Origin of the sequence: Kitasatospora albolonga (assembly GCF_039535905.1) — a bacterium.
GTDB classification, from domain to species: Bacteria; Actinomycetota; Actinomycetes; order Streptomycetales; family Streptomycetaceae; genus Kitasatospora; species Kitasatospora albolonga.
The window spans coordinates 21,296-46,868 of record NZ_BAAAYB010000102.1 but is presented as its reverse complement, the minus strand read 5'-3'; the positions used below and the strand labels follow the sequence as shown (position 1 = coordinate 46,868).

Below are 25,573 nucleotides of genomic sequence, written 5' to 3'. Positions count from 1 at the left end.
ACACTGTCCCCTCGCTCATCCCCGCCGGACCGGTCCGTTGATCCGAGTCCGTTCCGGCACCGCGCTGCCCGGATGCGGGCCGTCGCCACCCCTGCACGCACCACCGCCGGCGTTCCCGGCTACGCAGATGTGGCCGACGGGCCCGGAGTTCCGGGGCGAAACGTCCCGCCCGAGTGCCGTACCACGGCGTTCGGGCCCCTCCGACAGCCGAAGGACCGAAGGTTCCGTGCCCGTACCCGTCACCCTCATCGGCCGCACCGTGCGGCTGGAGCCCCTCGCCATGCACCACGCCGAGGCACTCGCCGAAGCCGGCGCTGAGGACCGTACGACCTACGCCTTCACTCCTGTCCCGCACGGCCTCGAAGCCGCCCGGGAGTACATCGCGCGCGCCCTGGCCGACCAGGCGGCCGGCCGCTCGGTGCCGTTCGCCACGGTCGCGGTGGCGGACAACCGGGTGGTGGGCTCGACCCGGTTCCAGGAGCTCGACTACTGGCAGGGTCCGGTGGTCTGGCCGCCCACCCCGGGCGTGCCGGTCGGCGATCCGCTGCACGCCGTGCCGGACGCCGCCGAGATCGGCGCCACCTGGCTCTCCGCCAAGGCCCAGGGCACCGGGATCAACACCGAGGCCAAGCTGCTGATGCTCCGTCACGCCTTCGAGCACTGGGGCGTCCAGCGGATCTCGCTCCGGGCCGACGCCCGGAACCTGCGCTCGCGCGCGGCGATCGAACGCCTCGGCGCCACCTGCGAGGGCGTGCGGCGCGCGCACTCGCGCGGGCTGGACGGCGTGGTCCGCTCGACCGCCTTCTACTCGATCCTGGACGAGGAGTGGCCCGCCGTGCGGGACATCATCGAACTGCGGATCGCCGCCGCCACCTCCCCGAGCGCGCCGGACCGGACGCTCCCGCAGGAGTGCCTCGGCGCCGGCACGACGCTGCTCTCGGCCTGACGGCCCGTCGGCCCGGCCCGCGCGGGGATCAGCCCTTCGCGAGCCGGGCGCGGACGCGTTCGCGGGTCTCGGCGGGGAGCTCCTCGACGTCCACCAGCCGGGGCAGCAGGGCAGGTTCGGTGGTCAGGGCGCGGAAGGTCTCGGCCACGGTCAGGTCGTGCGCCGGGCGGTGCTCCACCGTGACGGCGTCCCCGGCCCGGATCTCGCCGGGCTCCAGCACCCGCAGGTAGGCCCCGGGCAGCGCGCGCTGGGTGAAGCGCTTCACCCAGCGCTGCTCCTCCAGCCAGTCGGCGAAGGTGGAGCACGGCACCCGGGGCACCGTCACCTCCAGCAGCAGCCGCTCGCCGACCCGCCAGCGCTCGCCGATCAGGGCGCCGTCGACGTCCAGTCCACTGGTCGTCAGGTTCTCGCCGAAGGAGCCGTCGGAGAGCTCCCGCCCGAGCTCGGCGGCCCAGGCGTCCAGCGTCTCCCCGGCATAGGCGTAGACGGCCTGGACGGCGCCGCCGTGGTGGGCGGTGTCGAAGATCACGTCCCCGGCCAGGCCGGAGCCGCCCTCACCGGGGGCGGTGACCAGGACGGGGAGGTCGGTGGGGCGCTTGTCGATGCCGGTCCCCGCAGTCTCCGGCTTGGCCGGATTGGGGCGCGGGCGGGCGAGGTTGACGGAGCGTAGATGAGCCATGTGGCGCAGCGTACGACTCCCCCGCGCGCACCCGCACCCAGGTTTCAGAGCGCCCGGAGCAGCCCCGCCAGCTCCCCCGCCGGATCGGCCGGGACCGCCCGGCCCGGGTCCGTCTCCACCACCGCCGCCGCCGGCCGGAAGCGGCCGCGCACCGCCCGCACCAGGACCGCGAAGACCTCGTCCCCGTCCCGCCCCAGGTGCAGCACGCCCTCGCGGGTGTAGCGGTACCACGCACCCGGCTCCCGGTCGCGGGTCCTGACGCGCTGCCAGTCCTCGGACGTCCACTCCACCTCGGGGAACGCGACCGGCTCCGGCCGCAGGACCGCCCGCCCGCGCGGGCCCGCCACGCCGCCCGGCTCGGGGAAGGCCCAGTCCGGCAGCGGTTCGGCGGCGGCCAGCCAGGCGTCCGGGATGCCCGCCGCCCCGGTGTGCGCGGCCACCACGCCGCCGACGATCGCGGCGGTGGTGTCGACGTCGCCGCCGGCCGAGACGGTCTCCCAGAGGGCTGACGGGTAGTCACCGAGGTTGCGGGCGGCGGCCCAGAGGGCGAACGGGACGGTGTCCGCCGCGCTCACCAGCCTGCCGTTGCCGAGCAGCTGAGCCGCCGTCCGGTGATCGGCCACCCCGAGCAGCGTCACGGCCTCGGCGATCCCGCGCCGCACCGCACCGTCCGGGGTGAGCGCCAGCACCGCGCCCAGGAAACCCTCCGGCGTGGTCGGCTCGGTCCTGGCCCGGACGGCGTACGCGGCCGCCACCGCGACGGCCACCGCCCCGGCCACCGCCTGCGGGTGGGTGTGGGTGATCACGGCGGTCGCGGTGGCGGGCCCCACCGCCCGCGCCGGGTCGTCCGCGTACGCGGCGCCCAGCGGCGCGACCCGCATCGCGGCGCCGTTGCCGTAGGAGCCCTGGCCGTCGAAGAGGGCGGCGGCCAGGGCCGGGGCGTCACCGCCCTCGCGGACGAGGCGGAGCAGGCGGTTGGCGGCGGGGCCGTAGCCGCGGTCGAAGTCGTGGTGGTTCGCGAAGGCGTGGGTGAGGTCGAAGACGTCGACCTCACCCCGCTCGGTCAGCGCCGCGTGCACCGAGCAGGCCATCTCGGTGTCGTCCGTCCACGGCCAGGGGCCGGGCGGGAGTTGACGGGCGGTCAGGTGCTCGCGGTTGTCGGGGACGAAGAACTGGGCGCCGAAGGAGTCACCCGTGCTGAGGCCCAGCAGGGCGTCGTAGGAGGGGGTCATTGCCCCCGATTCTGCCGCTCCCCGGGCTCAGCGGTCCAGGAATTCGCGGACGGCGGCCACGAACGGGGCCGGCTCGCCGATCCACGGGAAGTGGCCGACGCCGGGCAGCACGACGTGCTCTCCCTTCGGGAAGGCGGCGGCGATCTCGGCCGCCCGGGCCGGCGTCGGCCCGCCGTCGAACTCGCCCGCCACCACCAGCACCGGCGCCTCCAGCCGCGCCAGGGCGGCCCGGGTGGCGGCCGGCTCGAAGGCCTCCTCCTGGTAGTAGTACTGCGCCGCCTCCGGGTGGACCTGGTCGGCCCGCTCCACGACGTGCTGCTGCTCGGCCGCGCCCCACCGGCCGTAGATCAGCGGAGCGAAGCCGTCGAAGTCGAAGACGCCGCGCTTGGTGGCCTCCAGCGCGGCGGCCGCCTTCGGGTACCAGGGCTCGTCCGCCAGCTGCGCGGCCGCCTTGGTGCGGTCCTCCACCGTGAACGGCACGTCGATCGCGGCGGCGGCCGGGGTGACCAGCACCAGCCGGGCGATCCGCTCCGGGTGCGCGGCGGCGTAGAGCACGGCCAGGTCGGAGCCGGCCGAGTGGGCCAGCAGGTCCACCCGCTCCAGCCCGAGCGCGGCCCGGAAGGCCTCGACGTCCTCGACCTGGCGGTCGACCCGGTAGGTCTCCGGGTCGGCCGGAACGGCGGAGTCGCCGGTGCCGCGCAGGTCGAGGCGGTGCAGGGTCCGGTGGGCGGCCAGGCCGCCGAGGTCACCGAGGCAGGCGGAGTCGCGCATCGGCCCGCCGGGCAGGCAGAGCAGCGGCTCGCCGGAGCCTTCGCGGTGGTGGGTCAGCAGGGTGCCGTCAGGGGCGGAGAAGGTAGCCATGGGCCGATCCTCCCCGCCCCGGACGGCCGGGGCAAAGCACGGACTGACCGAGTGTCAGACCCGGCACGTGGTGGTGTCGGCCTTCATCGCCTCGAAGTTGGCGACGAAGGCGTCGTGCACCATCGCGTTGCGGACCTTGAGCAGGGTCTCGTCGTTCGCCCGCAGGTTCGGGATCGTGTAGTTGTGGCTGCCGGTGAAGACGATCTTCTGGTTCGGGGCGTCGAGGTAGCGGCCCTCGATCAGCATGTACTTGGAGTGGATGCCGATCGGCCGCACCGCGCCCTTGGCGTCGGTCGCGGTGCCCGCGCACGCCGAGAAGCGGTCCAGGTGACCGTTCTTCAGCACCTCGCGGACGTCGGTGTCCAGGGTCCGCTTGCCCGTCTTGGCGTCCACCTCGTCGGTGGCCAGCACCTCGACCTTGCAGCCCTCCTGCTGCTTCTTCACCAGCGCCCCGGCGACCGCGTCCCGGGTGAAGGCGAACATCGCCACCCGGATCCTGCCCGCGTTGTCGGAGCAGTCCAGGTTGGAGATCAGCGAGATGACGGTGTCGGTGTCCGGGTCGTTGACCGGCTGCCCCGTCCGCTCCTTGCGCGGGAAGAAGTAGGTCTTGTACGGGCCGGTGGTGCTGTCGGCGGTCCGGTAGTAGTGGTCGAGCCCGTCACTGGTGGTGCCGCCGTGGAACTTCAGGTCCTCGAAGTACTCGGCGTAGTTCCTGTGGAGTCCGACGTCCGGGACGGTGACGGCGTTGTTGTAGTAGTTGACCCGCTGCGTGGTGGTCAGGTTGGCCGAGCTCTGGAACACCACGTTCGGCGTGAGGCCGACCCGGGAGAACAGGAAGAACTTGTTGTGGTTGATGGCGTGGCCGGCTCCGGTGCCGTCCAGGTCACGGCTCCCGACGCAGCCCCGGCCCTTCGGGCAGGTCATCACCCAGGAGTCGGCGGTGAAGACGTCCGAGCCGAGACCGGCCTTGACCACGTTCCCCGCAGCGTCCTTGATGCCGTCCCGCAGGTGCTCGAACTCCCCGCCGTCGGCGGTGTTGTCGGACTCCTCGTCGAGGATCAGCTTGACCTTCACACCGCGCGCCTTGGCGTCCAGCAGCGCGTTGCGCACCACGTCGTCGGTGAACAGGAAGACGCTGCCCTTGATCTCCTCCCCGGCCGGGGTGCGCTGGATCAGCGAGACCAGGTGGTCCCGGATGGCGTTCTGCGCGGCGGCGGAGCCGTTCGGGGTGTTGAAGGTGGCGGTGATCCCCACCTCGTCGTTGGCCGGCGGCACGGCGGCGCCGGCCAGGGTGCCCGGTGCTCCGAGCAGCGAGACGCCCAAGGCCAGGGCGGCGGTAGTGGTCATGGTGCGACGCAGTCGCATGTTTCCCCCTCGTTCATGCAAACGATCTTGCAAGGGGGACTTTAACCTGCCGCTCCGGCGGCCTCGGCGGCGGCCGCCAACTGCTGGAGGGCCGTCAGGTGGGCGGCCAGTGCGGCCCGTCCGTCCTTGGTGGCGGCCAGCCAGGTGCGCGGGCGCTTGCCGACGTAGCCCTTCTTGACCCGCACGTAGCCGGCCTCCTCCAGTGCGGAGGCGGTCTTGCTGAGCACCGAGTCGGAGACCTGTGCGTAGTCCCGGACGGCGCCGAACTCGGCCTCCTGGCAGCCGCTCAGGAAGGCCAGCACGGTCAGCCTGGTCGGGTTGTTCAGCTGGGGGTCGAGCCCGGTCACCGGGCGTCCTCCGGACCCGCACCGCGCATCTGACGGGTGACCCGGCGCATGGTGCGCCAGAACACCGCACCGGCGGCCGCACCGGCGACCGCACCCACCAGCAGCATCGGCAGCCCGGCCCACCAGCCCAGCCCGCCGAGCCCGAGCTCGACCGCGGCGATGGTCAGCGCGGTGAGCACGGCCACCTTCGCGGCGGCCGGCGAGGGCCGGTTGACCACTCCCTGGAGGCGGGTGACGGCCCCGGCCATCCCGCCGACCACCGGGCCGACCATGGCGCAGCCGACGATCATCAGCCACTCCAGGTCGAACTGCATCGCGGCGCCGACCACCAGCCCCTGCACCAGGAAGACCGAGCCGATCGCGGGCCCGTACCAGTCGGGCGGCGGCACCGGCCGGGCGGCCGCGGCGGTGGCGCGGCCGGCGAGTTCGAGCGCTTCGGCGGGCGTGAGCGAGTTGTCCATGGTGTTCCCCCTACGGATCGGCAACTGCTTCCATGGTGGCATCTACTTTCCTGATTGGAAAGTACTTTCGCTCAGCAGCGGGAGTCGATCTCGGAGAAGGTGTCGTAGTGGTCCGGCGTCCAGTACTGCTGCCCCGCCGAACCGGTGACGATCCGTCGGGCCCCACGGGTCGGCGCACCCGGGGTGACCACGGTGTACTCGTGGTAGTAGTCGCCCTTCTCCCTGGGCAGCCGCCCCTCCCGGTTCTCGAACACGATGCCGTCGCTCCGGTACGGGTACGGCCCGCCCCTGGCGATCAGCCCGAGCGTGTCGCGGGCCTGCTGCGGCAGCGCGGAGCGGCAGACGTCCGGGTACGCGGCGCTGGTCGGCACCCAACCGGTCGGACTCGCGGCGGCCGGGGCGCTCGCGGCCTCCGGCTTGCTACCGCCGCCGCAGGCGGTGAGGGCGAGCAGCAGGGCGACGGCCAGCAGGTGGTGACGGTGCTTCATGGCCCCAGCTTGCCGGGGCACCCCACCCGGCACGCCGCAAAACGCCGCTGGGCCCGGTACGGACGCCATTGTCCGCACCGGGCCCAGCTGTTACACACGGCGGCTCTCCTGCGCCGAGCTCCGCCGTGCGCCCCTCCATAACTTGGTCGGAGTGGAGGGGTTGCGGTCAGCGATGGGACCGCGCTGCTTCGTGTCAGCGCGAATCGCTGCCCGCCGTCTCGAGGGCGGCGCGGCCTGCCTCCAGGCGCGCCACCGGGATCCGGAAGGGGCTGCAGGACACGTAGTCCAGGCCCACCTCGTGGAAGAAGTGCACCGACTCCGGGTCGCCGCCGTGCTCGCCGCAGACGCCGAGCTTGAGGTCGGGGCGGGTGGCCCGGCCGGCCTCGACGGCGCTCTTGACCAGCGAGCCGACGCCGTCGCGGTCGATGGTCTCGAACGGGCTGACGCCGAAGATGCCCTTCTCCAGGTACGCGGTGAAGAACGAGGCCTCCACGTCGTCCCGGGAGAAGCCCCAGACGGTCTGGGTCAGGTCGTTGGTGCCGAAGGAGAAGAACTCCGCGGCCTCGGCGATCTGACCGGCCGTCAGGGCGGCACGGGGCAGCTCGATCATGGTGCCCAGCTTGATGTCCAGCGACACACCGGTGGAGGAGGAGACCTCGGCCAGCACCCGCTCGCACTCGTCGCGCACCAGCTCCAGCTCCTGGACGGTGCCCACCAGCGGGATCATCACCTCGGGACGCGGGTCCCCGCCGGCCAGCTTGCGCTCGGCGGCGGCCTCGGCGATCGCCCGGACCTGCATGCCGAACAGGCCGGGGATGACCAGGCCGAGGCGGACGCCGCGCAGACCCAGCATCGGGTTCTGCTCGTGCAGCTTGTGCACGGCCTGGAGCAGGCGCAGGTCGTTCTCGTTCGGGTCCTTGCGGGCCTCGGCGAGGGCGACGCGCACCGAGAGCTCGGTGATGTTCGGGAGGAACTCGTGCAGCGGCGGGTCCAGCAGACGGACCGTCACCGGGAGCCCGTCCATCGACTGGAAGAGCTCCAGGAAGTCGCCCTTCTGCAGCGGCAGCAGGGTGGAGAGCGCCTGCTCGCGGTCCTTGTCGTTGTCCGCCAGGATCAGGTGCTCGACCTCCTTGCGGCGCTCCTCGCCGAGGAACATGTGCTCGGTGCGGCACAGGCCGATGCCCTGGGCGCCGTAGCGGCGGGCGCGGTTCGCGTCCTCGGCGTTGTCGGCGTTGGCGCGCACGGCCAGCCGGCGGCGGACGTCGGCGTGCGACATCAGGCGGTGCACGGCCTGGACCAGACCGCCCTGGACGTCGGCGCCGGCGTGCAGGGTGCCCTCGAAGTACTCCACCACCGGGGAGGGGAGCACCGGGACCTCACCGAGGTAGACCCGGCCGTTGGCGCCGTCGATCGAGACCAGGTCGCCCTCCTCGATCACCAGACCGTCGGAGGTGACCATCCGGCGGCTCTTGGTGTCGACCTCGAGCTCCTCGGCGCCGCAGACGCAGGTCTTGCCCATGCCGCGGGCCACCACGGCCGCGTGCGAGGTCTTGCCGCCGCGCGAGGTGAGGATGCCCTCGGCCGCGATCATGCCCTCGAGGTCGTCCGGGTTGGTCTCCCGGCGGACCAGGATGACCTTCTCGCCGGAGCGGGACCACTTGACGGCGGTGTAGGAGTCGAAGACCACCTTGCCGACCGCGGCGCCGGGCGAGGCGGCGATGCCCCAGGCGACCTGCTTGGACTCGGCGTTGGGGGCGAAGCGCGGGAACATCAGCTGGGAGAGCTGGGCGCCGTTCACCCGGTGCAGCGCCTCGTCCAGGTCGATCAGGCCCTGGTCGACCAGCTGGACGGCGATCCGGAAGGCGGCGGCGGCGGTGCGCTTTCCGACCCGGGTCTGGAGCATCCAGAGCTTGCCGCGCTCGATGGTGAACTCGATGTCGCAGAGGTCGCGGTAGTGGTTCTCGAGCTTCTGCATGATCGCCATGAGCTCGTCGTACGACTTCTTGTCGAGCCCCTCCAGGTCGGAGAGCGGGAGGGTGTTGCGGATGCCCGCCACCACGTCCTCGCCCTGCGCGTTGGAGAGGTAGTCGCCGTAGACGCCGACCGCACCGGTGGAGGGGTCGCGGGTGAAGGCGACGCCGGTGCCGGAGTCCTCGCCGAGGTTGCCGAAGACCATCGAGCAGACGTTGACCGCGGTGCCCAGGTCGTTCGGGATGCGCTCCTGCCGGCGGTACAGGCGGGCGCGGTCGCCGTTCCAGGAGTGGAAGACGGCGTGGATCGCCAGGTCCATCTGCTCGCGCGGGTCCTGCGGGAAGGCGCGGCCGGTCTCCCGGAGCACGATGCCCTTGAAGGTCTCGACCAGGGCCTTGAGGTCCTCGGCGGTGAGGTCCAGGTCGTTCTGGGTGCCCTTGGCCTCCTTGACCTCGTCCAGGGCCTCCTCGAACAGCTCGCCCTCGACGCCCAGCACGGTCTTGCCGAACATCTGGACCAGGCGGCGGTAGGAGTCCCAGGCGAAGCGCTCGTTGCCGGACTGCGCGGCCAGGCCGAGTACGGAGACGTCGGAGAGGCCGATGTTCAGGACCGTGTCCATCATGCCGGGCATGGAGAACTTGGCACCGGAGCGGACCGAGACCAGGAGGGGGTGGTCGACGGCGCCCAGCTTCTTGCCCATCTCGGCCTCGAGGGCCTCCAGGTGGGCGCTGATCTCCTCGTGCAGCGAGGTGGGCTCGCTGCCGGTCTCCAGGAAGACCTTGCAGGCCTCGGTGGTGATGGTGAAGCCGGGAGGTACGGGGAGGCCCAGGTTGGTCATCTCGGCGAGGTTTGCACCCTTGCCCCCGAGAAGGTCCTTGAGGTCCCGGTTTCCTTCGGTGAAGGAGTAAACGAACTTCTGCTGCGACGGCACGGGTCGGTCTCCTCGCACACGGTTGCCCTGACGCCGGAGAACATACCCATTTCGAAGGCGGTTTCGCGCCGTCGATAGGCCCTCTGATCCTGCCGAAGCCTGACGACCCGACAGATCGAATGCCCGGTCGGGCGTTCACCTCTGTTGCTGAAATCGTCCGGCTGACGCTAGCTTGCGTTCAAGTATTGAAGGCAACGAAACGCGAAGATCACCTGAACCGGACGGAGCGTAGCGGCGGATCGCCCACGATGTTGCCCCGGTTTGATTTCCTGTGGCCAGTCGGGCGGTTCCGGCGCCCGGGCCCTTCGGGAAGCGATCCACCCCCTCGGAGCCGGTCCGGCGGCCTGACTGACCGTCAGTGGCCACCGTATGTGGCCAGCGTCACGAGCGCATCTCAGCCAACGGGCGTACTCCGATCGGATACTCCGTCACCTTGCGTCCACCACTCCGTGCGCACCGTCACGGAAATCGGCCGCAAAGGAGCCCTCTTGGCCAGGATGTCCAAGAGGGCTCGGCCGGGTCGGCCTGTGCACCAGGGTGGCCAATTTGGCCACCCTGTAGTGCTCAGCCGCCCGAGGTGTCCGATTCGGCGTCCGCAGACGGCAGGGCGCAGTCGTACGGATCGTCCAACCAGCCCTCGGGCAGCACCACGCGGTTGTTGCCGCTGGTCCGTCCGCGCGGCCCGTCCGCGCTCTCCGGCCAGAGCTGGCTCTGCTCCACCTGGGCGAGGGTCTCGGTGAGTTCGGCCAGTGAACTCGACATCGCGAGCTTCACCCGCAGCTCCGAACCGACCGAGAAGCCCTTGGTGTACCAGGCGACGTGCTTGCGGAAGTCGACCACGCCGCGCGCCTCGTCGCCCATCCACTCGCCCAGCAGCTCCGCGTGCCGGACCATCGCCCTCGCCACGTCGGCGAAGGCCGGACGGGCCCGGTCCACCTCGCCCTCGAAGATCGAGACCAGCTCCTTGAACAGCCACGGCCGGCCCAGGCAGCCGCGGCCGACCACCACGCCGTCGCAGCCGGTCTCGCGCATCATCCGCACGGCGTCCTCGGCCGACCAGATGTCGCCGTTCCCCAGCACCGGGACCTCGTCCGGGACGGACTCGCGCAGCCGGGCGATCGCCGACCAGTCGGCGGTGCCGCCGTAGTGCTGCGCGGCCGTGCGGCCGTGCAGCGCGATCGCCGCGACGCCCTCCTCCGCACCGATCCGGCCGGCGTCCAGGAAGGTGAGGTGGTCGTCGTCGATGCCCTTGCGCATCTTCATGGTGACCGGCAGGTCGCCCGCGTTGGCCACCGCCTGCTTGAGGATCTCGCGCAGCAGGTTCCGCTTGTACGGCAGCGCCGAGCCGCCGCCCTTGCGGGTCACCTTGGGCACCGGGCAGCCGAAGTTGAGGTCGATGTGGTCGGCCAGGCCCTCGGCCGAGATCATCTTGGCCGCCCGGCCCACCGTCTCCGGGTCCACCCCGTAGAGCTGGATCGACCGCGGCTTCTCGCTCGGATCGAAGTGGATCAGCTGCATGGTCTTGGCGTTGCGCTCGACCAGCGCCCGGGTGGTGATCATCTCGCTGACGTACAGGCCCTTGCCGCCGCTCTGCTCCCGGCACAGGGTGCGGAACGGGGCGTTGGTGATCCCCGCCATCGGCGCCAGCACCACGGGCGGCCAGACCTGCATCGGCCCGATGTCCAGGGGCTTGAACTCGGGAGCGGGAGTGGTGGTCATGGCGCGACGTTTCCTCGGGGCTCGGCGGACGGGACTTCCCATTGTCCCCCACTCGGCGCAGCCCCCGGCCGGACGGACGGGATCGCGTCCCTACCCCGCCGCCATCCGCCCCAGCTCCGCGGCCGTCTCCTCGTCCATCCCCTCCCGCTCCCACCGCACAGCGGCCGGAGCCCACACCCCTACCCCACTCCCCCGGCCACCCCCGCCAACCGCCCCAGCTTCGCGGCCGTCTCCTCGTCCAGCGGGGTGTAGGTGACCATCCGGGTGCTCGGGCGCGGGCCCAGCCAGAGGCTGGTGTAGGTGAAGGAGAGCAGACCGTCCTCGGGGAGCAGGAAGCGCTTCTCCCCGTTGCCCGGCGCAGAGACCTCATGCCGCTGCCAGAGCTCCTCGAACTCCGGCGAAGCCGTGCGCAGCCGGTGCAGCAGCGCCTTCCAGGCCGGCTCGGCGGTGTGGTCGGCCATCGCCGCGCGGAACCGGGCGACCATCGAGCGGGCGTCGGTGCGGCGGTCCACCAGCCGCGAGCCGAACACGCTGTCGGTGAAGGCCAGCCACATCAGGTTCCGCTCCTCGAAGGGCAGCGCCTCCAGGTCACCCGCCAGCCAGGTGTACGCGCGGTTGTACGCCAGCACGTCGTAGCGGCTGTTCACCACGGCCGCCGGGTACGGGTCCACCCGGTCCAGCAGCAACTGCACGGCCGGCGTCACCATGTGGCAGACCGGCTGCGCCACCGGGTCCTCACCACCGGCCAGCGCGAACAGGTGGGCCCGCTCGCTGCGGTCCAGCATCAGCGCCCGGGCCACCGCGTCCAGCACCTGCCCGGAGACCTGGATGTCCCGCCCCTGCTCCAACCACGTGTACCAGGTGACCCCCACCGCGGAGAGCTGGGCGACCTCCTCCCGGCGCAGGCCCGGCGTGCGGCGGCGGCCGACGGCCGGGAGGCCGACCTGCTCGGGGGCGATCCGCTCCCGGCGGCTGCGCAGGAAGGCGGCCAGCTCGGTGCGGGCGGTTGCGGTGGTCGTGGTCATGGGTACCAGGATGGCGGCTCGGCGCTCCTGTTGCCAGGTAGTACCGGTACCAGGATAAGGAGCATCTGGTACCAGGTTGCGGCACCCGGCAACCTGATGGACGTGACCCAGCAACTGACCCACCCTCAGCAGCTCACCGCCGCCCGGCCCACCGGCCGCACCGGCCTCTCCACCGCCGGGCTGGCCACCGTCCTGCTCGGCGCCTTCCTCCCGATGCTCGACTTCTTCATCGTCAACGTCGCGCTCCCCACCATCGAGCACGACCTCTCGGCCGGCCCGGCCGTGCTGGAACTCATCGCCGCCGGGTACGGCATCGCCTTCGCCGTCCTGCTGGTGCTCGGCGGGCGGCTCGGCGACGCGCTCGGCCGGCGGCGGCTGTTCGTCGGCGGCTCGCTCGGCTTCGCGCTGGCCTCGCTGCTGTGCGGCATCGCCCCGTCGGCCTGGGCGCTGGTGGCGGGCCGGGTGCTCCAGGGCGCGGCGGCAGCCGTGCTGCTCCCCCAGGTGCTGGCCACCATCACCGCCGCCACCGACGGCGCCCGGCGGGCCAAGGCGCTCTCCGTCTACGGCGCGGTCGGCGGGATCTCGGTGGTGATCGGCCAGGTGCTCGGCGGCTTCCTGGTCTCGGCCGACGTGCTGGGCACCGGCTGGCGCTCGGTCTTCCTGCTGAACGTCCCGTTCGCCGTGGCCACCGCCTTCCTGGCGCTCCGTCACGTCCCGGAGAACCGCGCCGAGCGGGCCTCCCGGATCGACCTGCCCGGCACCGCCCTCCTCTCCCTCTCGCTGCTCGCCCTCTTCGTCCCGCTGATGGAGGGCCGCGCGCTCGGCTGGCCGCTCTGGTCCTGGCTGGCCCTCGCGGCCTTCCCCTTCCTGCTGCTGGCCTTCCTGCTCACCGAGCACCGGCTGGAGGCGCGGGGCGGCGATCCGCTGCTCCCGCTCTCCCTGCTGCGGATCCCCGAGATGCGGCGCGGGCTCGGCATCGCGCTCCCCTACTTCACCGGCTTCGGCGGCTTCATGTTCGTGGTCGCCGTCCTGCTCCAGCAATCCCTCCACCTCGACCCGGTGGCGGCGGGCTGGGCCCTGGTCCCGATGGCGGTCGGCTACTTCACCGCCTCGCTCGCCTCGCCCCGCCTGATCGGCCGGTACGGCTCCCGGGTCATCACCACCGGCGCCGCCCTCCAGGCCCTGGGCCTGAGCACCCTCCTCCTGACCGCCCTCACCCTCGGCCTCTCCCCCCTGCGCATGCTCCCCGGCGTCGCCCTCGCCGGCATCGGCCAGGGCCTGATCGGCACCCCCCTCTTCCGCGTCGTCCTCACCAAGGTCCCCGCCGCCCGGGCCGGCACCGGCAGCGGCGTCCTCGCCACCGCCCAGCAGTCCAGCCTCGCCCTCGGCGTCGCCACCCTCGGCACCCTCTACCTCTCCCTCGCCCCCACCCTCGGCGCCCTCCCCGCCCTCGCCGTCGTCCTGGCGATCCAGACCGCCGGCTCCGCCGCCATCCTGCTGCTCAGCCTGGGCCTCCCCCGCTCGATCGGGTGATCGTGCCGCACGAACCTCGCGGACGACGCACGCAGCGTCCTACCGTGAGTCGTATGACAGCCAGAGTTCCGATCCGTCAGCTGCAGCAGCACGCCAGTGAACTGATGGACAGGGTCGCGGCCGGTGAGCGGATCGAGATCACCCGACGGACGGCTGATCGCGGTGCTCTCCCCACCCGATCCGGAGCAGCGGGTCCTGGAGGACCTGGTCCGTGACGGGACCGTCGATCCGGAGAACGCGGCCACCGCCACCGGCCTGGCCCACTGGGAACCCCCGGTGGCGCCGGAGGGTCTGGCCTCCCCCGGCTCCGCACTCGCCGCGATGCGGGAGGAGGAAGAGAGAGGTGATCTATCTCGACTCGTGCGCACTGCTCAAACTGATCGTGCCGGAGGCCGAGTCCCCCGCCCTGCGGACCTTCCTGTCCGCCCGGGGCGCCGAGGGCCACGCCACCAGCACCCTGGCCCAGGTCGAGGTGCCGAGGGCGCTCCGGCGGGTGGATGCTCCCCCGTACCTCTTCGACGCGGCGGAGGACGCGCTCGACCGCCTGCTCCGGATCCGGCTCTCCGACCCCGTCCTCCGCGCGGCCCGCCTGCTCCCGGGGCAGCACCTGCGAAGCCTGGACGCGATCCACCTGGCCAGCGCCGAGCACCTGGAGCACGCGCTCACCGCCTTCGTCACCTACGACAAGCGCCTGGCCGCCGCTGCGGCCGACCGCGGACTTCCCGTGGTGAGTCCGGGCTGATGCCGGCAAAACCGCTGGTCGGGCGTGCCGGGTCGGTGCGAGGATCTGGTGCATGACGACGCCTCAGCTGCCCATCGACACCCGTGACCGCGAGGAGCTGGCCGCGTTGGTGGCCGCCGGGGCGCGGCCGAAGTACCTGTTCTTCTGGGGGCACCGGCCGGAGCGGGACGGGCGGATCGGGGCCGGGGCGCTGAGCCAGTGGTGGCCGGGGGCGTTCGAGGTGGACGGGGTCCGGTACGGGTCGGCGGAGCACTGGATGATGGCGGGGAAGGCGCGGCTGTTCGGGGACGAGGAGATGCTCGCCCGGGTGCTGGCGGCCAACTCGGCGGCGGAGGCGAAGAAGTTCGGCCGGATGGTCCGCGGCTTCGACGGCGACCGCTGGGACGCCGAGTGCTTCGAGCTCGTGGTCCGGGGCAACGTCGCCAAGTTCGGCCAGGACGAGGCCCTGCGCGACTACCTCCTCGGCACCTCCGGCCGCGTCCTGGTCGAGGCCAGCCCGCTCGACCGGATCTGGGGCATCGGACTCCCCGCCGACGACGACCGCGCCACCCGCCCCGCCGACTGGCGCGGCCTCAACCTCCTCGGCTTCGCCCTGATGGAGGCCCGCGCCCGCCTCGCGGCCGGCTAGGGGGCGAGGATCAGCGCCACCGCCTCGTCCAGGGCGGCGATCTCCGCCGCGGAGAGCGTCGGGTTGGCCGCCCGGCGGGCCTTCGCGGCGTCCAGCAGCATGCCGTCGGTGCCGCCCAGCCCCCGGACCAGTGCGGTCAGGACGGCGCGGGCGACCGGGGCGACGGCGGGGATGGTGAGGGCGGCCTGAGCCAGGATCAGGGCGGACATCGCGGTGTCCAGGCCGGGCGGGCCCTCGGCCGCGGTGTCCCAGTCGATCACCACCGGGCCGTCGGGGGTGAGGAAGACGTTGTCGGGGTGCAGGTCGAGGTGGAGGACGCGGCCGGCGCCGGTCCGGGACGGGACGGCGTGCAGCCGCCGCAGCAGGTCGGCGAGGACCGTGCCGGCCTCCTCCGGACCGACCGTGCCCGCCCCGAGGGCCTGCAGCATGGTCGGCCCGTCCAGCCGCTGGAGCACCAGCTCCGTCGCGTCCGGGCCCGGCCACACCCGGGGCACGGGGTAGCCGTGCCCCGCCAGGTACGTCATCAGGGCGGCCCCGCCGCCGGCGTCCGCGCCGTCGCGGTAGCGCCGCAGCACCCGCCCCTCGTCCAGGGCGAACACGTCCGCCGTCCGCCCGCTGCCGATGAGTTCCCCCGTGATCATGCGGAAGAAGCTACCCGACGGAGCCTCAGGCCGGGTGTCTCTCCCGGAAGGAGGCGGCCTTGGCGCGGTTGCCGCAGCGGGTCATGTCGCACCAGCGCCGCGCCCCCTTGCGGGAGAGGTCGACGTAGAGGCGGGTGCAGGTCTCGGCGGCGCACTCCTTGACCGGAGCGGCCAGCGGGAGGGCGAGCAGGCGCTGGGCGGAGCGGGCCAGGGTGGCGAGCAGGGCCTCGGCGGTGCCGGTGCGGTGGAGGGTGCCGTCGGGGCGGAGTTCCTGACGGAGTCCCGGTCCGTCTGCCTGACGGTTGAGCAGCCGGCGGTCGGCGGCGGCGTACGGTGCGGAGGCGGCGGCGGCGCCCGCCAGCCGGAAGATCGTCTCGCGGAGCCGGACGGCGTGGGCGAGGTCCTCGGCGTCGGCGGCCATCGGCTGGTCGACCAACCCGGCCGCGACGGCCCAGGCGCCCAGGTCGGCGGGGGTGACCAGCTGGTCGAGGGCCAGGCCGCGGCGGCGCTGCACGGTGCCGACCAGGTCGAGGGCCGGGTCACCACTGACAAAGACGAACTCCATTTCGCCAGCATAGTGCGCAACCGGCCGCCATAACCGGTATGACTGGTTATTGCGAGGTCCGTGGGTTACTCTCGTAGCACCCTCAGAAATAACCCCACAGAGTGGTTACCAGCCGACGACGCCTGGCAGCGCTCCGTCAACTGACGTACGTAGCACGGGAATACGAGGAGTCGAGATGGCAGTCAAGGTAGCGGTCAACGGTTTCGGTCGGATCGGCCGCGGCTTCGTCCGGGCGGCGCTGGAGCGTGGCGCCGACCTTCAGGTGGTGGCCGTCAACGACCTCACCGACGCGAAGACCCTGGCCCACCTGCTCACCTACGACAGCTCCCTCGGCAAGCTGGCCGAGGACGTCCGCGCCGAGGGCGACACCATCGTCGTCGGCGGCCAGACCATCAAGGTCTTCGCCGAGCGGGACCCGGGCAAGCTGCCCTGGGGCGAGCTGGGCGTGGACGTGGTGATCGAGTCCACCGGTGTCTTCACCGACGCCGCCAAGGCCCGCGCGCACATCGAGGCCGGCGCCCGCAAGGTGATCATCTCCGCCCCGGCCAACGGCGAGGACCTCACCCTCGCGATCGGCGTGAACGACGACAAGTACGACCCCGAGGTCCACCACATCGTCTCCAACGCCTCCTGCACCACCAACTGCCTGGCCCCGCTGGCCAAGGTGCTGAACGAGGCGCTGGGCATCGAGCACGGCCTGATGACCACCGTGCACGCCTACACCCAGGACCAGAACCTCCAGGACGGCCCGCACAAGGACGCCCGCCGCGCCCGCGCCGCCGCCACCAACATCGTCCCGACCTCCACCGGTGCGGCCAAGGCCATCGGCCTGGTCCTGCCGGAGCTCCAGGGCAAGCTGGGCGGCACCTCGCTGCGCGTCCCGATCCCGGTCGGCTCGATCACCGACCTGACCGCCCGGGTGGAGCGCCCGACCACGGTCGAGGAGATCAACGCCGCCTTCGCCAAGGCCGCCACCGAGGGCTCGCTGGCCGGCATCCTCCGCTACAGCGAGGCGCCGCTGGTCTCCAGCGACATCGTGGGCGACCCGGCCTCCGTCGTCTTCGACGCCGGCCTGACCACCGTCAGCGAGGACGGCCGCCAGGTGAAGATCTTCGGCTGGTACGACAACGAGACGGGCTTCTCCCACCGCGTGGTCGACGCCGCCCTGCTGCTCGGCGCCTGACCCTCCGTCACCCGCCAGGAGCCACCCCGCACCACCCACGCCGCCCCCGCCGAGCCGTCCGTCCCACGGCCCGGCGGGGGCGGCGCGTTCCCCCGGCCAGGCCCTCCCGCAGCTCTGCCGCGAGGTACTGCCGGGCGTCGGCACCGTTCGTCCGGCCTTCAGCCCGGCAGTAGCGTCCGATCCGCCGGGGGCGTCCACCCGTTCACCCTCGGCCGGTCAGGCACCGGAAAACGAGCGGACTCACCGCCGTAACACAACTGCCGCCTGCGCCAGGGAGGATGACGGTTCACGGACGAGCCGAGGGGACCGAACAGTGAGCGGAGCGCAGGCGGCACGGCGGCGGCCGACCGGGGCACGGTTCGGCGGGGTCTACCAGGAGGAAGAGGCCCCGGCAGCCCCGGCCCCCGCCGCCGCCGCGCCCCGCGGTGCCCGGTTCGCGGGCGCCCCCGTCCAGCCGGAGCCCCAACCGGAGGCCGCCGCACCGCCGTTGGCCCCTCCGCAGCGCACCGGCCCCGAGCTGGTCTCGCTGGCGGGCCGGATCACCGCCCTGCACCAGGGCGGAGCCGCCCACGAGTCCGCCGCCCTGACCGCCCAGGCTGCCGTCCTGCTGGCTCCGGAGGACGTGGCCAGGCTGGCCGTGCTGCTGCACGCCCAGGGCCCGGCGGGCGCCGCCGGCTACCTGGCCAGGGCCACCGTGCACGGCAGCCCCGAGCAGGCCGCCGCCACCCTGGCCGGGCTGCGCCGGGCCGGGCTGGCCGAGGAGGCGGCCGGACTGTTCCACGCCCTCTGGGGCCACCCCAGCTCCCAACTCCCGCCGCTGCTCGCCGCCTTGGAGCGCCACGGGCTGGCCGGCGACGGACTCACCCTGCTCTGGGAGCGGGCCTCTGCGGCCCCCGCCGAGCTGGCCGCCCTGGCCACCGCTCTGCGGGCGGCCGGACGGGCCGAGGACGCGCACCGCCTGCTGCACCAGGCGACCGGCCGCCGCTCCGGCGAACTCGCCGCGACCGCGCTGGAGTTGGACGAGACACTGGCCGCCGAGCTCTCCGCCCAGGCGGCCCGGCTGCGCTCCCCCGCCGACCTGGCCGAGTACGCCGCCGCGCTGACCGCCTCCCCGCCGCGCTACCGGGCCCTGCTCGCGGCCGTCGCCGCCCTCGACGAACCCCGCCGGCGCTCCGCCGTGGCCGCCCTGCGCGCCCTCGGGCTCCCGCTGCGCTGAGAACGCGGACGGCCCCGCCGCCCTCGAAGGGGCAGCGGGGCCGCATGCGGTCGACGGTGCGTCAGCAGCCGATCAGGCGGGCGCCCAGGTAGGACTTCACCTGGTCGAGCGAGACGCGCTCCTGCGCCATGGTGTCACGCTCGCGGATGGTCACCGCGTTGTCCTCGAGGGTGTCGAAGTCGACGGTGACGCAGAACGGCGTGCCGATCTCGTCCTGACGGCGGTAGCGCTTGCCGATCGCGCCGGCGTCGTCGAACTCGACGTTCCACGCGGTGCGCAGGTCGGCGGCCAGGCCGCGGGCCTTCGGCGAGAGGTCGGCGTTGCGGGAGAGCGGGAGCACCGCGACCTTGACCGGGGCCAGCCGCGGGTCCAGCCGCATGCCGACGCGCTTCTCCATGCCGCCCTTGGCGTTCGGCGCCTCGTCCTCGAAGTAGGCGTCGATCAGGAAGGCCAGCATGGCGCGGTTCAGACCGGCTGCCGGCTCGATGACGTACGGGAAGTAGCGCTCGTTGGCTTCCTGGTCGTTGTAGCGCAGGTCCTTGCCGGAGGCCTCGCTGTGCACGGTGAGGTCGTAGTCCGTGCGGTTGGCCACGCCCTCCAGCTCGGAGAACTCGTTGCCGCCGAAGTTGAAGCGGTACTCGATGTCCACCGTGCGCTTGGCGTAGTGGGAGAGCTTCTCCTTCGGGTGCTCGAAGAAGCGCATGTTCTCGGTGCGCAGGCCGAGGCCGACGTACCAGTCCCAGCGCTGCTGCAGCCAGTACTCGTGCCAGGTCTCGTCCTCGCCCGGCTTGACGAAGAACTCCATCTCCATCTGCTCGAACTCGCGGGTCCGGAAGATGAAGTTGCCCGGGGTGATCTCGTTCCGGAAGCTCTTGCCGACCTGGGCGATGCCGAACGGCGGCTTCTTGCGCGAAGTGGTCTGCACCTGGCTGAAGTTGGTGAAGATGCCCTGCGCGGTCTCCGGGCGCAGGTAGGCCAGGCCGGACGCGTCCTCGGTGACGCCGAGGTGCGTCTTCAGCATGCCCGAGAACTCCTTGGGCGCGGTGAAGCCGCCCTTGTTGCCGCAGTTCGGACAGTTGACGTCGGCCAGGCCGTTGGCCGGGAGCTTGCCGTGCTTGGCCTCGTACGCCTCCTCCAGGTGGTCCGCGCGGAACCGCTTGTGGCAGGAGAGGCACTCGGTCAGCGGGTCGTTGAAGGTGGCGACGTGGCCCGAGGCCTCCCAGACCTCGCGGGCCAGGATCACCGACGAGTCGAGACCGACGACGTCCTCGCGAGCGGTGACCATCGAACGCCACCACTGGCGCTTGATGTTCTCCTTGAGCTCCACGCCCAGCGGCCCGTAGTCCCAGGCGGCGCGGGTGCCGCCGTAGATCTCGCTGCAGGGGTAGACGAAGCCTCGGCGCTTGCTCAGGCTGACGATCGTGTCGATCTTGTCGGCGGCCACAGTGCTCTCTTCAGTACGACGTCACGCGAGTGACGGCACGGTCAGGGCACGGCTGGTTGCACGTACCCGAATACCAGCAGAGGTTACCGGGCGGCCCCGTGGGGGGTTCAAATCGGTATTCGCCCGCACACCGTGTGTCGAACGGACCATCGGACCGTCGGACAGTTGAGTGAGTTGACAATCATTTCCAGTTAAGTTGAGAATGGTTGTCATGAAGTCGCGCCGCCTCCCCACCTCGATAGCCCTGACCGCCACCGCCGTTGCCGGCGCCCTCCTGCTCTCCGCCTGCGGCGGGGCCAGCAGCGCCGAGGACGGCAAGGGGAAGCTCGACGTGGTCGCGTCGTTCTACCCCATGGAGTTCCTCGCCGAGCAGATCGGCGGGCAGCACGTGAAGGTGACCGACCTCACCGCCGCCGGCGTCGAGCCGCACGACCTGGAGCTGACGGCCAAGCAGGTCGCCAAGGTCAAGGGCGCCGACGCCGTCCTCTACCTCAAGGGCCTGCAGCCCACCGTGGACAAGGCCGTGGCGCAGAGCGACTCCAAGCACGTGGTCGACGCCACCGCCGCCTCCCCGCTGGTCGACCACCACCTCCCCGAGGGCCACGCCGAGGACGACGGCCACGACCACTCCGGCGCCGCCGGCGACCCGCACATCTGGCTGGACCCGAACCGCTACGCCGCCGTGGCCAAGAACGTCGGCGCCGAGCTGGCCAAGGCCGACCCGGCGCACGCCGCCGACTACCAGACGAACACCGACCGGGTGGTGGCCGAACTCGCCGCCCTGGACAAGGAGTTCAAGGACGGCCTGAAGGACGCCAAGGGGAAGTCCTTCGTCACCAGCCACGCCGCCTTCGGCTACCTCGCGGACGCCTACGGGATCGACCAGCTGGCCATCAACGGCGTGGACCCGGAGTCCGAGCCGACCCCGGCCAAGCTGGCCGAGATCCAGAAGGAGGCCAAGGAGCACGGCGTCTCCACCATCTTCTTCGAGACCCTGGTCAGCCCCAAGCTGGCCGAGACGGTCGCCAAGGACCTCGGCCTGAAGACCGCCGTCCTCGACCCGCTGGAGGGCGTCAAGGACCCCTCCAAGGAGAACTACTTCTCCGTCATGAAGCAGAACCTGCACAACCTCCAGGCCGCCTTCGGCATCCAGAGCTGACGGGACACCGCATCACCATGAGTTCAGTCATTCCCGAGGCCCCGGCGGCCGAGGGGACGGACACCGCCGAGGCGCGGCACCCCCAGCGGGGTGCCGCGCCCGCGGTCGTCTGCCTCTGCGACGCCGTCGCCTCCCTCGGCGGCCGTCCCGTCCTGCGCGGGGTCGACCTCAGGGTCCGGCCCGGCGAGGTGGTCGCGCTGCTCGGGGCCAACGGCTCCGGCAAGTCCACCACCGTCAAGTCGGTGATCGGCGCCGTCCCGCTGGAGCGCGGCGGCCTGGAGCTGTTCGGCACCCCCTTCGCCAAGTTCCGCGACTGGCACCGGATCGGCTACGTGCCGCAGCGCACCACCGCTGCCAGCGGCGTGCCCGCCACCGTCCGCGAGGTGGTCTCCACCGGGCGGCTGCCCAAGCACGGGCTGCTGCCGTTCCGCCGCAGGGACCGGGCGGCCGTCGACCGCGCGCTGGCCGCCGTCGGAATGCTGGACCGGGCCGGGGACGGCGTGGCCGGGCTCTCCGGCGGCCAGCACCAGCGGGTGCTGATCGCCCGCGCCCTGGTCGGCACCCCCGAACTCCTCATCATGGACGAGCCGATGGCCGGGGTGGACCTGGAGAGCCAGCAGGTGCTCGCCGACACCCTGCGCACCGAGGTCGAGCGCGGCGCCGCCGTCCTGCTGGTGCTGCACGAACTCGGCCCGCTGGAGCCGCTGATCGACCGCACGGTCGTCCTTCGCGACGGCTGCGTCTCCTACGACGGCCCCCCGATCCCCAGCACCGGCCAGCACGCCCTGCCGGGCCACGACCACGTCCACCCGCACGGGGACGAGCACCTGACGACCCCCGGACTGCTCGCATGAGCGCCGACCACCCGCGCACCGCCCACCCGCGCACCACCCGCCCGACCTCAGGACTGCCGCGATGACCGAGATGCTCAGCTACGACTTCATGCAGCGCGCGCTGATCGCCGCCGTGCTGGTCGGCATCACCGCCCCCGCCGTCGGCATCTACCTGGTGCAGCGGCGGCAGGCGCTGATGGGCGACGGCATGGGCCACGTCGCGCTCACCGGCGTCGGCCTCGGCTTCTTCTTCCAGACCAGTCCGGTCTGGATGGCGGTGCTGGTCTGCGTGCTCGGCGCCGTGGTCATGGAGGTGGTCCGCTCGCGCGGCAACCAGCGCGGCGACATCGCGCTGGCGATGCTCTTCTACGGCGGCATGGCCTGCGGCAAGCTGCTGGTCAGCATGAGCTCGCAGTCCGGGAACGGCAGCCTGGAGAGCTACCTCTGGGGCTCCATCCTCACCGTCTCCCCCACCGACCTGCTCACCATCACGGTGCTGGCCGCCGTGGTGATCGCGGTCACCATCGGCCTGCGCCGCCAGCTCTTCGCGATCTGCCAGGACGAGGAGTTCGCCCGGGTCACCGGCCTGCCGGTGCGGGCGCTCAACCTGCTGCTCGCGGTGATGGCCGCCGTCACCGTCACGGTGGCGATGCGGGTGGTCGGCCTGCTGCTGGTCTCCGCGCTGATGGTCGTCCCGGTGGTCGCCGCGCAGCAGCTGACCCGCTCGTTCGCGATGACCCAGGCCGCCTCGATCGGCGTCGGCGTGGCCGTCGCGGTGGCCGGCGTGGCCGGCTCCTACGAGGCCGACCTGCCCTCCGGCCCGGCCATCGTGCTGCTGGCCATCGTGGTCTTCGCGGTCTTCAGCGCACTGGCCGCACCGCTGGCCCGCCGCCGCCACCGCGCCGCCCCGGACGCCGGGCCCGAGGTCTGCGAGGTCGGGCTGCCCCGCCAGGCCGGGCCGTCCGACCCCCACCGGCCCCAGGAGGCCCGGGAGTCCGAGGAGTCCCGCACCGAGGATTCGGTCACCAGTCGGGGACTGGCACAATGAGGTGCCAGACGCCCACTCTCCCTGGAGGACCCACGGTGACCACCGCAGGCCCGTCGCGTGCCCGATCGACCCGGCAGCGAGCCGCCGTCTGGGCGGCCCTGGACGAGGTCGAGGACTTCCGCAGCGCCCAGGAGCTGCACGACCTCCTCAAGCACCGCGGCGACTCGGTCGGGCTCACCACCGTCTACCGCACCCTCCAGTCACTGGCCGACGCCGGCGAGGTGGACGTGCTGCGCACCGCCGACGGCGAGGCGGTCTACCGCCGCTGCAGCAGCGGACACCACCACCACCTGGTCTGCCGCTCCTGCGGCTCCACCGTCGAGGTGGAGGGCCCCGCCGTCGAGCGCTGGGCCAACTCGATCGCGGCCGAGCACGGCTACAGCGACATCGCGCACACCCTGGAGATCTTCGGCACCTGCGCCAGCTGCGCCGCCAAGGCCACCGCCTGACGGACCGTCGGACGCACGGCAGAGGGCCCGTACGGATTCACCTCCGTACGGGCCCTCTCGTCGTGCTGTCTCAGCGCTGGGTCGGGACCTCGGCGGCCACCTCGTTGGGCAGCGCGCCGCCGAAGCGGCGGTCGCGCATCGCGTACTGCTCGCAGGCGCGCCACAGGTCGCGGCGGTCGAAGTCCGGCCAGAGCACGTCCTGGAACACCAGCTCGGCGTAGGCGCTCTGCCAGAGCAGGAAGTTGGAGGTGCGCTGCTCGCCGCTGGGGCGCAGGAAGAGGTCCACGTCCGGCATGTCCGGGTGGTACATGTACTTGGCGAGGGTCTTCTCGTTGATCTTCGACGGGTCGAGCTTCCCGGCCGCGACGTCCCGGCCGATCGCGGCGGCCGCGTCGGCCACCTCGGCCCGGCCGCCGTAGTTGACGCACATGTAGAGGGTGACCGCGTCGTTCTCCTTGGTCATCTCCTCGGCGACCTGGAGCTCCTGGACCACGCTCTTCCACAGCTTCGGCATCCGGCCGGCCCAGCGGATCCGGACGCCCATCTCGCTCATCTCGTCCCGGCGGCGGCGGATCACGTCCCGGTTGAAGTTCATCAGGAACTTCACCTCGTCGGGGGACCGCTTCCAGTTCTCGGTGGAGAAGGCGTACAGCGAGACGTTCTTCACGCCCAGCTCGATCGCGCCCTTGAGCACGTCCAGCACCACCGACTCGCCGACCTTGTGGCCCTCGGTCCGCGGCAGCCCGCGCTCCTTGGCCCAACGGCCGTTCCCGTCCATCACGATCGCGACGTGGCCCGGCACCAGCTCGCCCGGGATCTTCGGCGGCACGGCGCCGCTCGGGTGCGGGGTCGGCGGGAGGTACTCCCGCTGCTTGCTGCCGAAGAGCCGTCGCGCTGCCATGCTCACTTCTCCACGTATCTCATCGAGCGGATTCCCCGCTCCAGGTGCCACTGGAGGTACGCGGCGACCAGACCGCTGCCCTCCCGCCAGTACCTCGGCTCGCTGTTGTCCGCCGTCTGCCAGTCCCCTGACAGCAGTGCGCCGAGCAGTACCAGTGTCTCAGGGGAGGGTACGGCACTTCCCGGTACGCGGCAGTCACCGCAGAGCACACCGCCCGCCTGGAGCGAGAAGAACCGGTTGGGGCCCGGGAGTCCGCACTTGGCGCAGTCGGTGAAGCTGGCGCCGTAGCCGTTGACGGCGAGGGAGCGGAGCAGGAACGCGTCCAGCACCAGATGGGGCTCGTGCTCCCCGGCCGCGAGCGTCCGCAGCCCGCCGACCAGCAGCAGGTACTGCTGCACGGCGGGCTGGCCCTCGTTCTCCGCGAAGCGCTCGGCGGTCTCCAGCATCGCGGTGCCGGCGGTGTAGCGGGAGTAGTCGGTGACGATCCGTCCGCCGTACGGGGCGATGGTCTCCACCTGCGTGCAGAGCGGCAGCCCGCGGCCGATCAGGTCCGCTCCGCGGCTGAAGAACTGCACGTCCACGTGCGAGAACGGCTCCAGCCGCGCCCCGAACTTCGACTTCGTCTTGCGGATCCCCCGGGCCACCGCCCGGACCTTGCCGTGCTGACGCGTCAACAACGTGATGATCCGGTCGGCCTCGCCCAGCTTCTGGGTACGGAGGACGATGCCGTCGTCCCGGAACAGACTCATGCCGCCCATTCTCCCGCACCCCACCGACACCCCCGCCCGGGGAGGGGAAGCGCCTGCGGCAGGCTTCGGAGGCAGGAGAGGGGAACGCCTACGACGAGCCTCGGGCGCGGGCGAGGCAAACGCCTGCGGCAGGCTTCGGAGGCAGGAGAGGGGAACGCCTACGACGAGCCTCGGGCGCGGGCGAGGCAAACGCCTGCGGCGAGCTTCGGAGGCGGGAGAGAGGAACGCCTACGGCGAGCCTCGGGCGCGGGCGAGGGGAGCGCCTGCGGCGAGCTGCGGTGGTCCGGTCGGGCACGCGCGGGCCGGGTCGCAGACGTCCGCGCACGGTGACGCCCGACGGGCCCGGGCGTCACGGCTCGCGCGCGTGCCGATGCCCCCGACGCCCCGTCAGCTCGCCGCAGGCGGCTCCCGCACGGCGCGGCCTCGCACCCCGGCCGAGCCGGCCGCAGGCGAGGCA

Annotated in this window: 26 protein-coding genes; 11 read left to right on the top strand and 15 right to left on the bottom strand. The window is 72.3% G+C overall.

Annotated elements, in window-relative coordinates:
* Positions 1-226: 226 nt before the first annotated feature.
* Positions 227-946 carry a GNAT family N-acetyltransferase gene (locus ABD946_RS26415; RefSeq protein WP_345287705.1) on the top strand — a complete coding sequence of 240 codons (720 nt, stop codon included), beginning with the start codon at positions 227-229 and terminating at the stop codon, positions 944-946.
* A 28-nt stretch (positions 947-974) separates the two neighbouring features.
* Here ABD946_RS26415 and ABD946_RS26410 read toward each other — a convergent pair whose 3' ends face one another.
* The 10 genes from ABD946_RS26410 to ABD946_RS26365 all read right to left on the bottom strand — a co-directional run bounded on the left by ABD946_RS26410 (position 975) and on the right by ABD946_RS26365 (position 12,025).
* Entirely contained in the window at positions 975-1,625 is a 651-nt protein-coding gene (locus ABD946_RS26410) for an MOSC domain-containing protein (protein ID WP_345287704.1), read from the bottom strand.
* A 44-nt stretch (positions 1,626-1,669) separates the two neighbouring features.
* Entirely contained in the window at positions 1,670-2,857 is a 1,188-nt protein-coding gene (locus ABD946_RS26405) for an ADP-ribosylglycohydrolase family protein (RefSeq protein ID WP_345287702.1), read from the bottom strand.
* 27 nt (positions 2,858-2,884) lie between these two features.
* The gene (locus ABD946_RS26400; RefSeq protein ID WP_345287700.1) at positions 2,885-3,718 is read right to left on the bottom strand and encodes an alpha/beta fold hydrolase; all 834 of its coding nucleotides are present in this window, start codon (positions 3,716-3,718) and stop codon (positions 2,885-2,887) included.
* 54 nt (positions 3,719-3,772) lie between these two features.
* Positions 3,773-5,083 carry a phospholipase D-like domain-containing protein gene (locus ABD946_RS26395; RefSeq protein ID WP_345287698.1) on the bottom strand — a complete coding sequence of 437 codons (1,311 nt, stop codon included), beginning with the start codon at positions 5,081-5,083 and terminating at the stop codon, positions 3,773-3,775.
* 41 nt (positions 5,084-5,124) lie between these two features.
* Entirely contained in the window at positions 5,125-5,430 is a 306-nt protein-coding gene (locus tag ABD946_RS26390) for a transcriptional regulator (RefSeq protein WP_345287696.1), read from the bottom strand.
* Positions 5,427-5,891 (bottom strand): hypothetical protein, encoded by a 465-nt coding sequence (locus tag ABD946_RS26385; RefSeq protein WP_345287694.1) that lies wholly within the window; start codon positions 5,889-5,891, stop codon positions 5,427-5,429. The genes ABD946_RS26390 and ABD946_RS26385 overlap by 4 nt, the downstream gene beginning before the upstream one ends.
* Positions 5,892-5,962: 71 nt before the next feature.
* Positions 5,963-6,379 carry a guanyl-specific ribonuclease gene (locus ABD946_RS26380; RefSeq protein ID WP_345287692.1) on the bottom strand — a complete coding sequence of 139 codons (417 nt, stop codon included), beginning with the start codon at positions 6,377-6,379 and terminating at the stop codon, positions 5,963-5,965.
* A gap of 193 nt (positions 6,380-6,572) precedes the next feature.
* Positions 6,573-9,281, bottom strand: coding sequence for a pyruvate, phosphate dikinase (gene ppdK / locus ABD946_RS26375; RefSeq protein ID WP_345287690.1), 2,709 nt, complete (start codon positions 9,279-9,281; stop codon positions 6,573-6,575).
* Positions 9,282-9,845: 564 nt separating this feature from the next.
* Positions 9,846-11,000, bottom strand: coding sequence for a tRNA dihydrouridine synthase DusB (gene dusB / locus ABD946_RS26370; RefSeq protein WP_345287688.1), 1,155 nt, complete (start codon positions 10,998-11,000; stop codon positions 9,846-9,848).
* Positions 11,001-11,179: 179 nt separating this feature from the next.
* Positions 11,180-12,025: a helix-turn-helix transcriptional regulator gene (locus tag ABD946_RS26365; RefSeq protein WP_345287686.1), complete on the bottom strand. Its 846-nt coding sequence runs from the start codon at positions 12,023-12,025 to the stop codon at positions 11,180-11,182.
* 96 nt (positions 12,026-12,121) lie between these two features.
* Here ABD946_RS26365 and ABD946_RS26360 point away from each other — a divergent pair, with 96 nt between their 5' ends.
* From ABD946_RS26360 to ybiA, 4 genes are all read left to right on the top strand, one after another.
* Complete coding sequence (locus ABD946_RS26360) at positions 12,122-13,558, top strand: MFS transporter (RefSeq protein ID WP_345287684.1); 1,437 nt, start codon at positions 12,122-12,124, stop codon at positions 13,556-13,558.
* A 53-nt stretch (positions 13,559-13,611) separates the two neighbouring features.
* Positions 13,612-13,773 (top strand): type II toxin-antitoxin system Phd/YefM family antitoxin, encoded by a 162-nt coding sequence (locus ABD946_RS42935; RefSeq protein WP_425558703.1) that lies wholly within the window; start codon positions 13,612-13,614, stop codon positions 13,771-13,773.
* A 128-nt stretch (positions 13,774-13,901) separates the two neighbouring features.
* A complete protein-coding gene (locus ABD946_RS26355) occupies positions 13,902-14,300 on the top strand; it encodes a type II toxin-antitoxin system VapC family toxin (RefSeq protein WP_345287682.1) in 399 nt (132 codons plus the stop codon).
* Positions 14,301-14,352: 52 nt separating this feature from the next.
* Positions 14,353-14,928, top strand: coding sequence for a riboflavin biosynthesis intermediates N-glycosidase (gene ybiA, locus ABD946_RS26350; RefSeq protein WP_345287680.1), 576 nt, complete (start codon positions 14,353-14,355; stop codon positions 14,926-14,928).
* Here ybiA and ABD946_RS26345 read toward each other — a convergent pair.
* Both ABD946_RS26345 and ABD946_RS26340 read right to left on the bottom strand, forming a co-directional pair.
* Positions 14,925-15,569: a phosphotransferase gene (locus ABD946_RS26345; protein ID WP_345287678.1), complete on the bottom strand. Its 645-nt coding sequence runs from the start codon at positions 15,567-15,569 to the stop codon at positions 14,925-14,927. The two genes, ybiA and ABD946_RS26345, sit on opposite strands and share 4 nt — an antisense overlap.
* 25 nt (positions 15,570-15,594) lie before the next feature.
* Entirely contained in the window at positions 15,595-16,134 is a 540-nt protein-coding gene (locus tag ABD946_RS26340) for a CGNR zinc finger domain-containing protein (RefSeq protein WP_345287677.1), read from the bottom strand.
* 175 nt (positions 16,135-16,309) lie between these two features.
* Between ABD946_RS26340 and gap the strand changes: the two genes are divergently transcribed.
* Entirely contained in the window at positions 16,310-17,317 is a 1,008-nt protein-coding gene (gene gap, locus ABD946_RS26335; RefSeq protein WP_345287675.1) for a type I glyceraldehyde-3-phosphate dehydrogenase, read from the top strand.
* 313 nt (positions 17,318-17,630) lie between these two features.
* A complete protein-coding gene (locus ABD946_RS26330) occupies positions 17,631-18,533 on the top strand; it encodes a hypothetical protein (protein WP_345287673.1) in 903 nt (300 codons plus the stop codon).
* Between the two features lie 61 nt (positions 18,534-18,594).
* On the opposite strand, the gene ABD946_RS26325 is transcribed toward ABD946_RS26330, so the two are convergent.
* Positions 18,595-19,977 carry a glycine--tRNA ligase gene (locus ABD946_RS26325; RefSeq protein WP_345287671.1) on the bottom strand — a complete coding sequence of 461 codons (1,383 nt, stop codon included), beginning with the start codon at positions 19,975-19,977 and terminating at the stop codon, positions 18,595-18,597.
* A 211-nt stretch (positions 19,978-20,188) separates the two neighbouring features.
* Here ABD946_RS26325 and ABD946_RS26320 point away from each other — a divergent pair, with 211 nt between their 5' ends.
* From ABD946_RS26320 to ABD946_RS26305, 4 genes are all read left to right on the top strand, one after another.
* Positions 20,189-21,136 (top strand): metal ABC transporter substrate-binding protein, encoded by a 948-nt coding sequence (locus ABD946_RS26320; RefSeq protein WP_345287669.1) that lies wholly within the window; start codon positions 20,189-20,191, stop codon positions 21,134-21,136.
* 17 nt (positions 21,137-21,153) lie between these two features.
* On the top strand, positions 21,154-21,990 hold the full coding sequence (locus ABD946_RS26315) for a metal ABC transporter ATP-binding protein (protein ID WP_345287667.1): 837 nt from the start codon (positions 21,154-21,156) through the stop codon (positions 21,988-21,990).
* Between the two features lie 61 nt (positions 21,991-22,051).
* Positions 22,052-23,017 (top strand): metal ABC transporter permease, encoded by a 966-nt coding sequence (locus ABD946_RS26310; protein WP_345287665.1) that lies wholly within the window; start codon positions 22,052-22,054, stop codon positions 23,015-23,017.
* 35 nt (positions 23,018-23,052) lie between these two features.
* Positions 23,053-23,466, top strand: coding sequence for a Fur family transcriptional regulator (locus ABD946_RS26305; protein ID WP_345287663.1), 414 nt, complete (start codon positions 23,053-23,055; stop codon positions 23,464-23,466).
* 70 nt (positions 23,467-23,536) lie between these two features.
* On the opposite strand, the gene ABD946_RS26300 is transcribed toward ABD946_RS26305, so the two are convergent.
* Together ABD946_RS26300 and recO are read right to left on the bottom strand one after the other, a co-directional pair.
* Entirely contained in the window at positions 23,537-24,367 is an 831-nt protein-coding gene (locus tag ABD946_RS26300; RefSeq protein WP_345287662.1) for an isoprenyl transferase, read from the bottom strand.
* A 2-nt stretch (positions 24,368-24,369) separates the two neighbouring features.
* Positions 24,370-25,116: a DNA repair protein RecO gene (gene recO, locus ABD946_RS26295; RefSeq protein WP_345287660.1), complete on the bottom strand. Its 747-nt coding sequence runs from the start codon at positions 25,114-25,116 to the stop codon at positions 24,370-24,372.
* Positions 25,117-25,573: the final 457 nt, after the last annotated feature.

Coding starts and splice junctions, on each gene's coding strand:
- ABD946_RS26410 (WP_345287704.1), bottom strand. CDS start 1,625: ATGGCTCATCTACGCTCCGTCAACCTCGCCCGCCCGCGCCCCAATCCG.
- ABD946_RS26405 (WP_345287702.1), bottom strand. CDS start 2,857: ATGACCCCCTCCTACGACGCCCTGCTGGGCCTCAGCACGGGTGACTCC.
- ABD946_RS26400 (WP_345287700.1), bottom strand. CDS start 3,718: ATGGCTACCTTCTCCGCCCCTGACGGCACCCTGCTGACCCACCACCGC.
- ABD946_RS26395 (WP_345287698.1), bottom strand. CDS start 5,083: ATGCGACTGCGTCGCACCATGACCACTACCGCCGCCCTGGCCTTGGGC.
- ABD946_RS26385 (WP_345287694.1), bottom strand. CDS start 5,891: ATGGACAACTCGCTCACGCCCGCCGAAGCGCTCGAACTCGCCGGCCGC.
- ABD946_RS26380 (WP_345287692.1), bottom strand. CDS start 6,379: ATGAAGCACCGTCACCACCTGCTGGCCGTCGCCCTGCTGCTCGCCCTC.
- dusB (WP_345287688.1), bottom strand. CDS start 11,000: ATGACCACCACTCCCGCTCCCGAGTTCAAGCCCCTGGACATCGGGCCG.
- ABD946_RS26365 (WP_345287686.1), bottom strand. CDS start 12,025: ATGACCACGACCACCGCAACCGCCCGCACCGAGCTGGCCGCCTTCCTG.
- ABD946_RS26360 (WP_345287684.1), top strand. CDS start 12,122: ATGGACGTGACCCAGCAACTGACCCACCCTCAGCAGCTCACCGCCGCC.
- ABD946_RS42935 (WP_425558703.1), top strand. CDS start 13,612: ATGACAGCCAGAGTTCCGATCCGTCAGCTGCAGCAGCACGCCAGTGAA.
- ybiA (WP_345287680.1), top strand. CDS start 14,353: ATGACGACGCCTCAGCTGCCCATCGACACCCGTGACCGCGAGGAGCTG.
- ABD946_RS26345 (WP_345287678.1), bottom strand. CDS start 15,569: ATGATCACGGGGGAACTCATCGGCAGCGGGCGGACGGCGGACGTGTTC.
- ABD946_RS26340 (WP_345287677.1), bottom strand. CDS start 16,134: ATGGAGTTCGTCTTTGTCAGTGGTGACCCGGCCCTCGACCTGGTCGGC.
- gap (WP_345287675.1), top strand. CDS start 16,310: ATGGCAGTCAAGGTAGCGGTCAACGGTTTCGGTCGGATCGGCCGCGGC.
- ABD946_RS26320 (WP_345287669.1), top strand. CDS start 20,189: ATGAAGTCGCGCCGCCTCCCCACCTCGATAGCCCTGACCGCCACCGCC.
- ABD946_RS26315 (WP_345287667.1), top strand. CDS start 21,154: ATGAGTTCAGTCATTCCCGAGGCCCCGGCGGCCGAGGGGACGGACACC.
- ABD946_RS26310 (WP_345287665.1), top strand. CDS start 22,052: ATGACCGAGATGCTCAGCTACGACTTCATGCAGCGCGCGCTGATCGCC.
- ABD946_RS26300 (WP_345287662.1), bottom strand. CDS start 24,367: ATGGCAGCGCGACGGCTCTTCGGCAGCAAGCAGCGGGAGTACCTCCCG.
- recO (WP_345287660.1), bottom strand. CDS start 25,116: ATGAGTCTGTTCCGGGACGACGGCATCGTCCTCCGTACCCAGAAGCTG.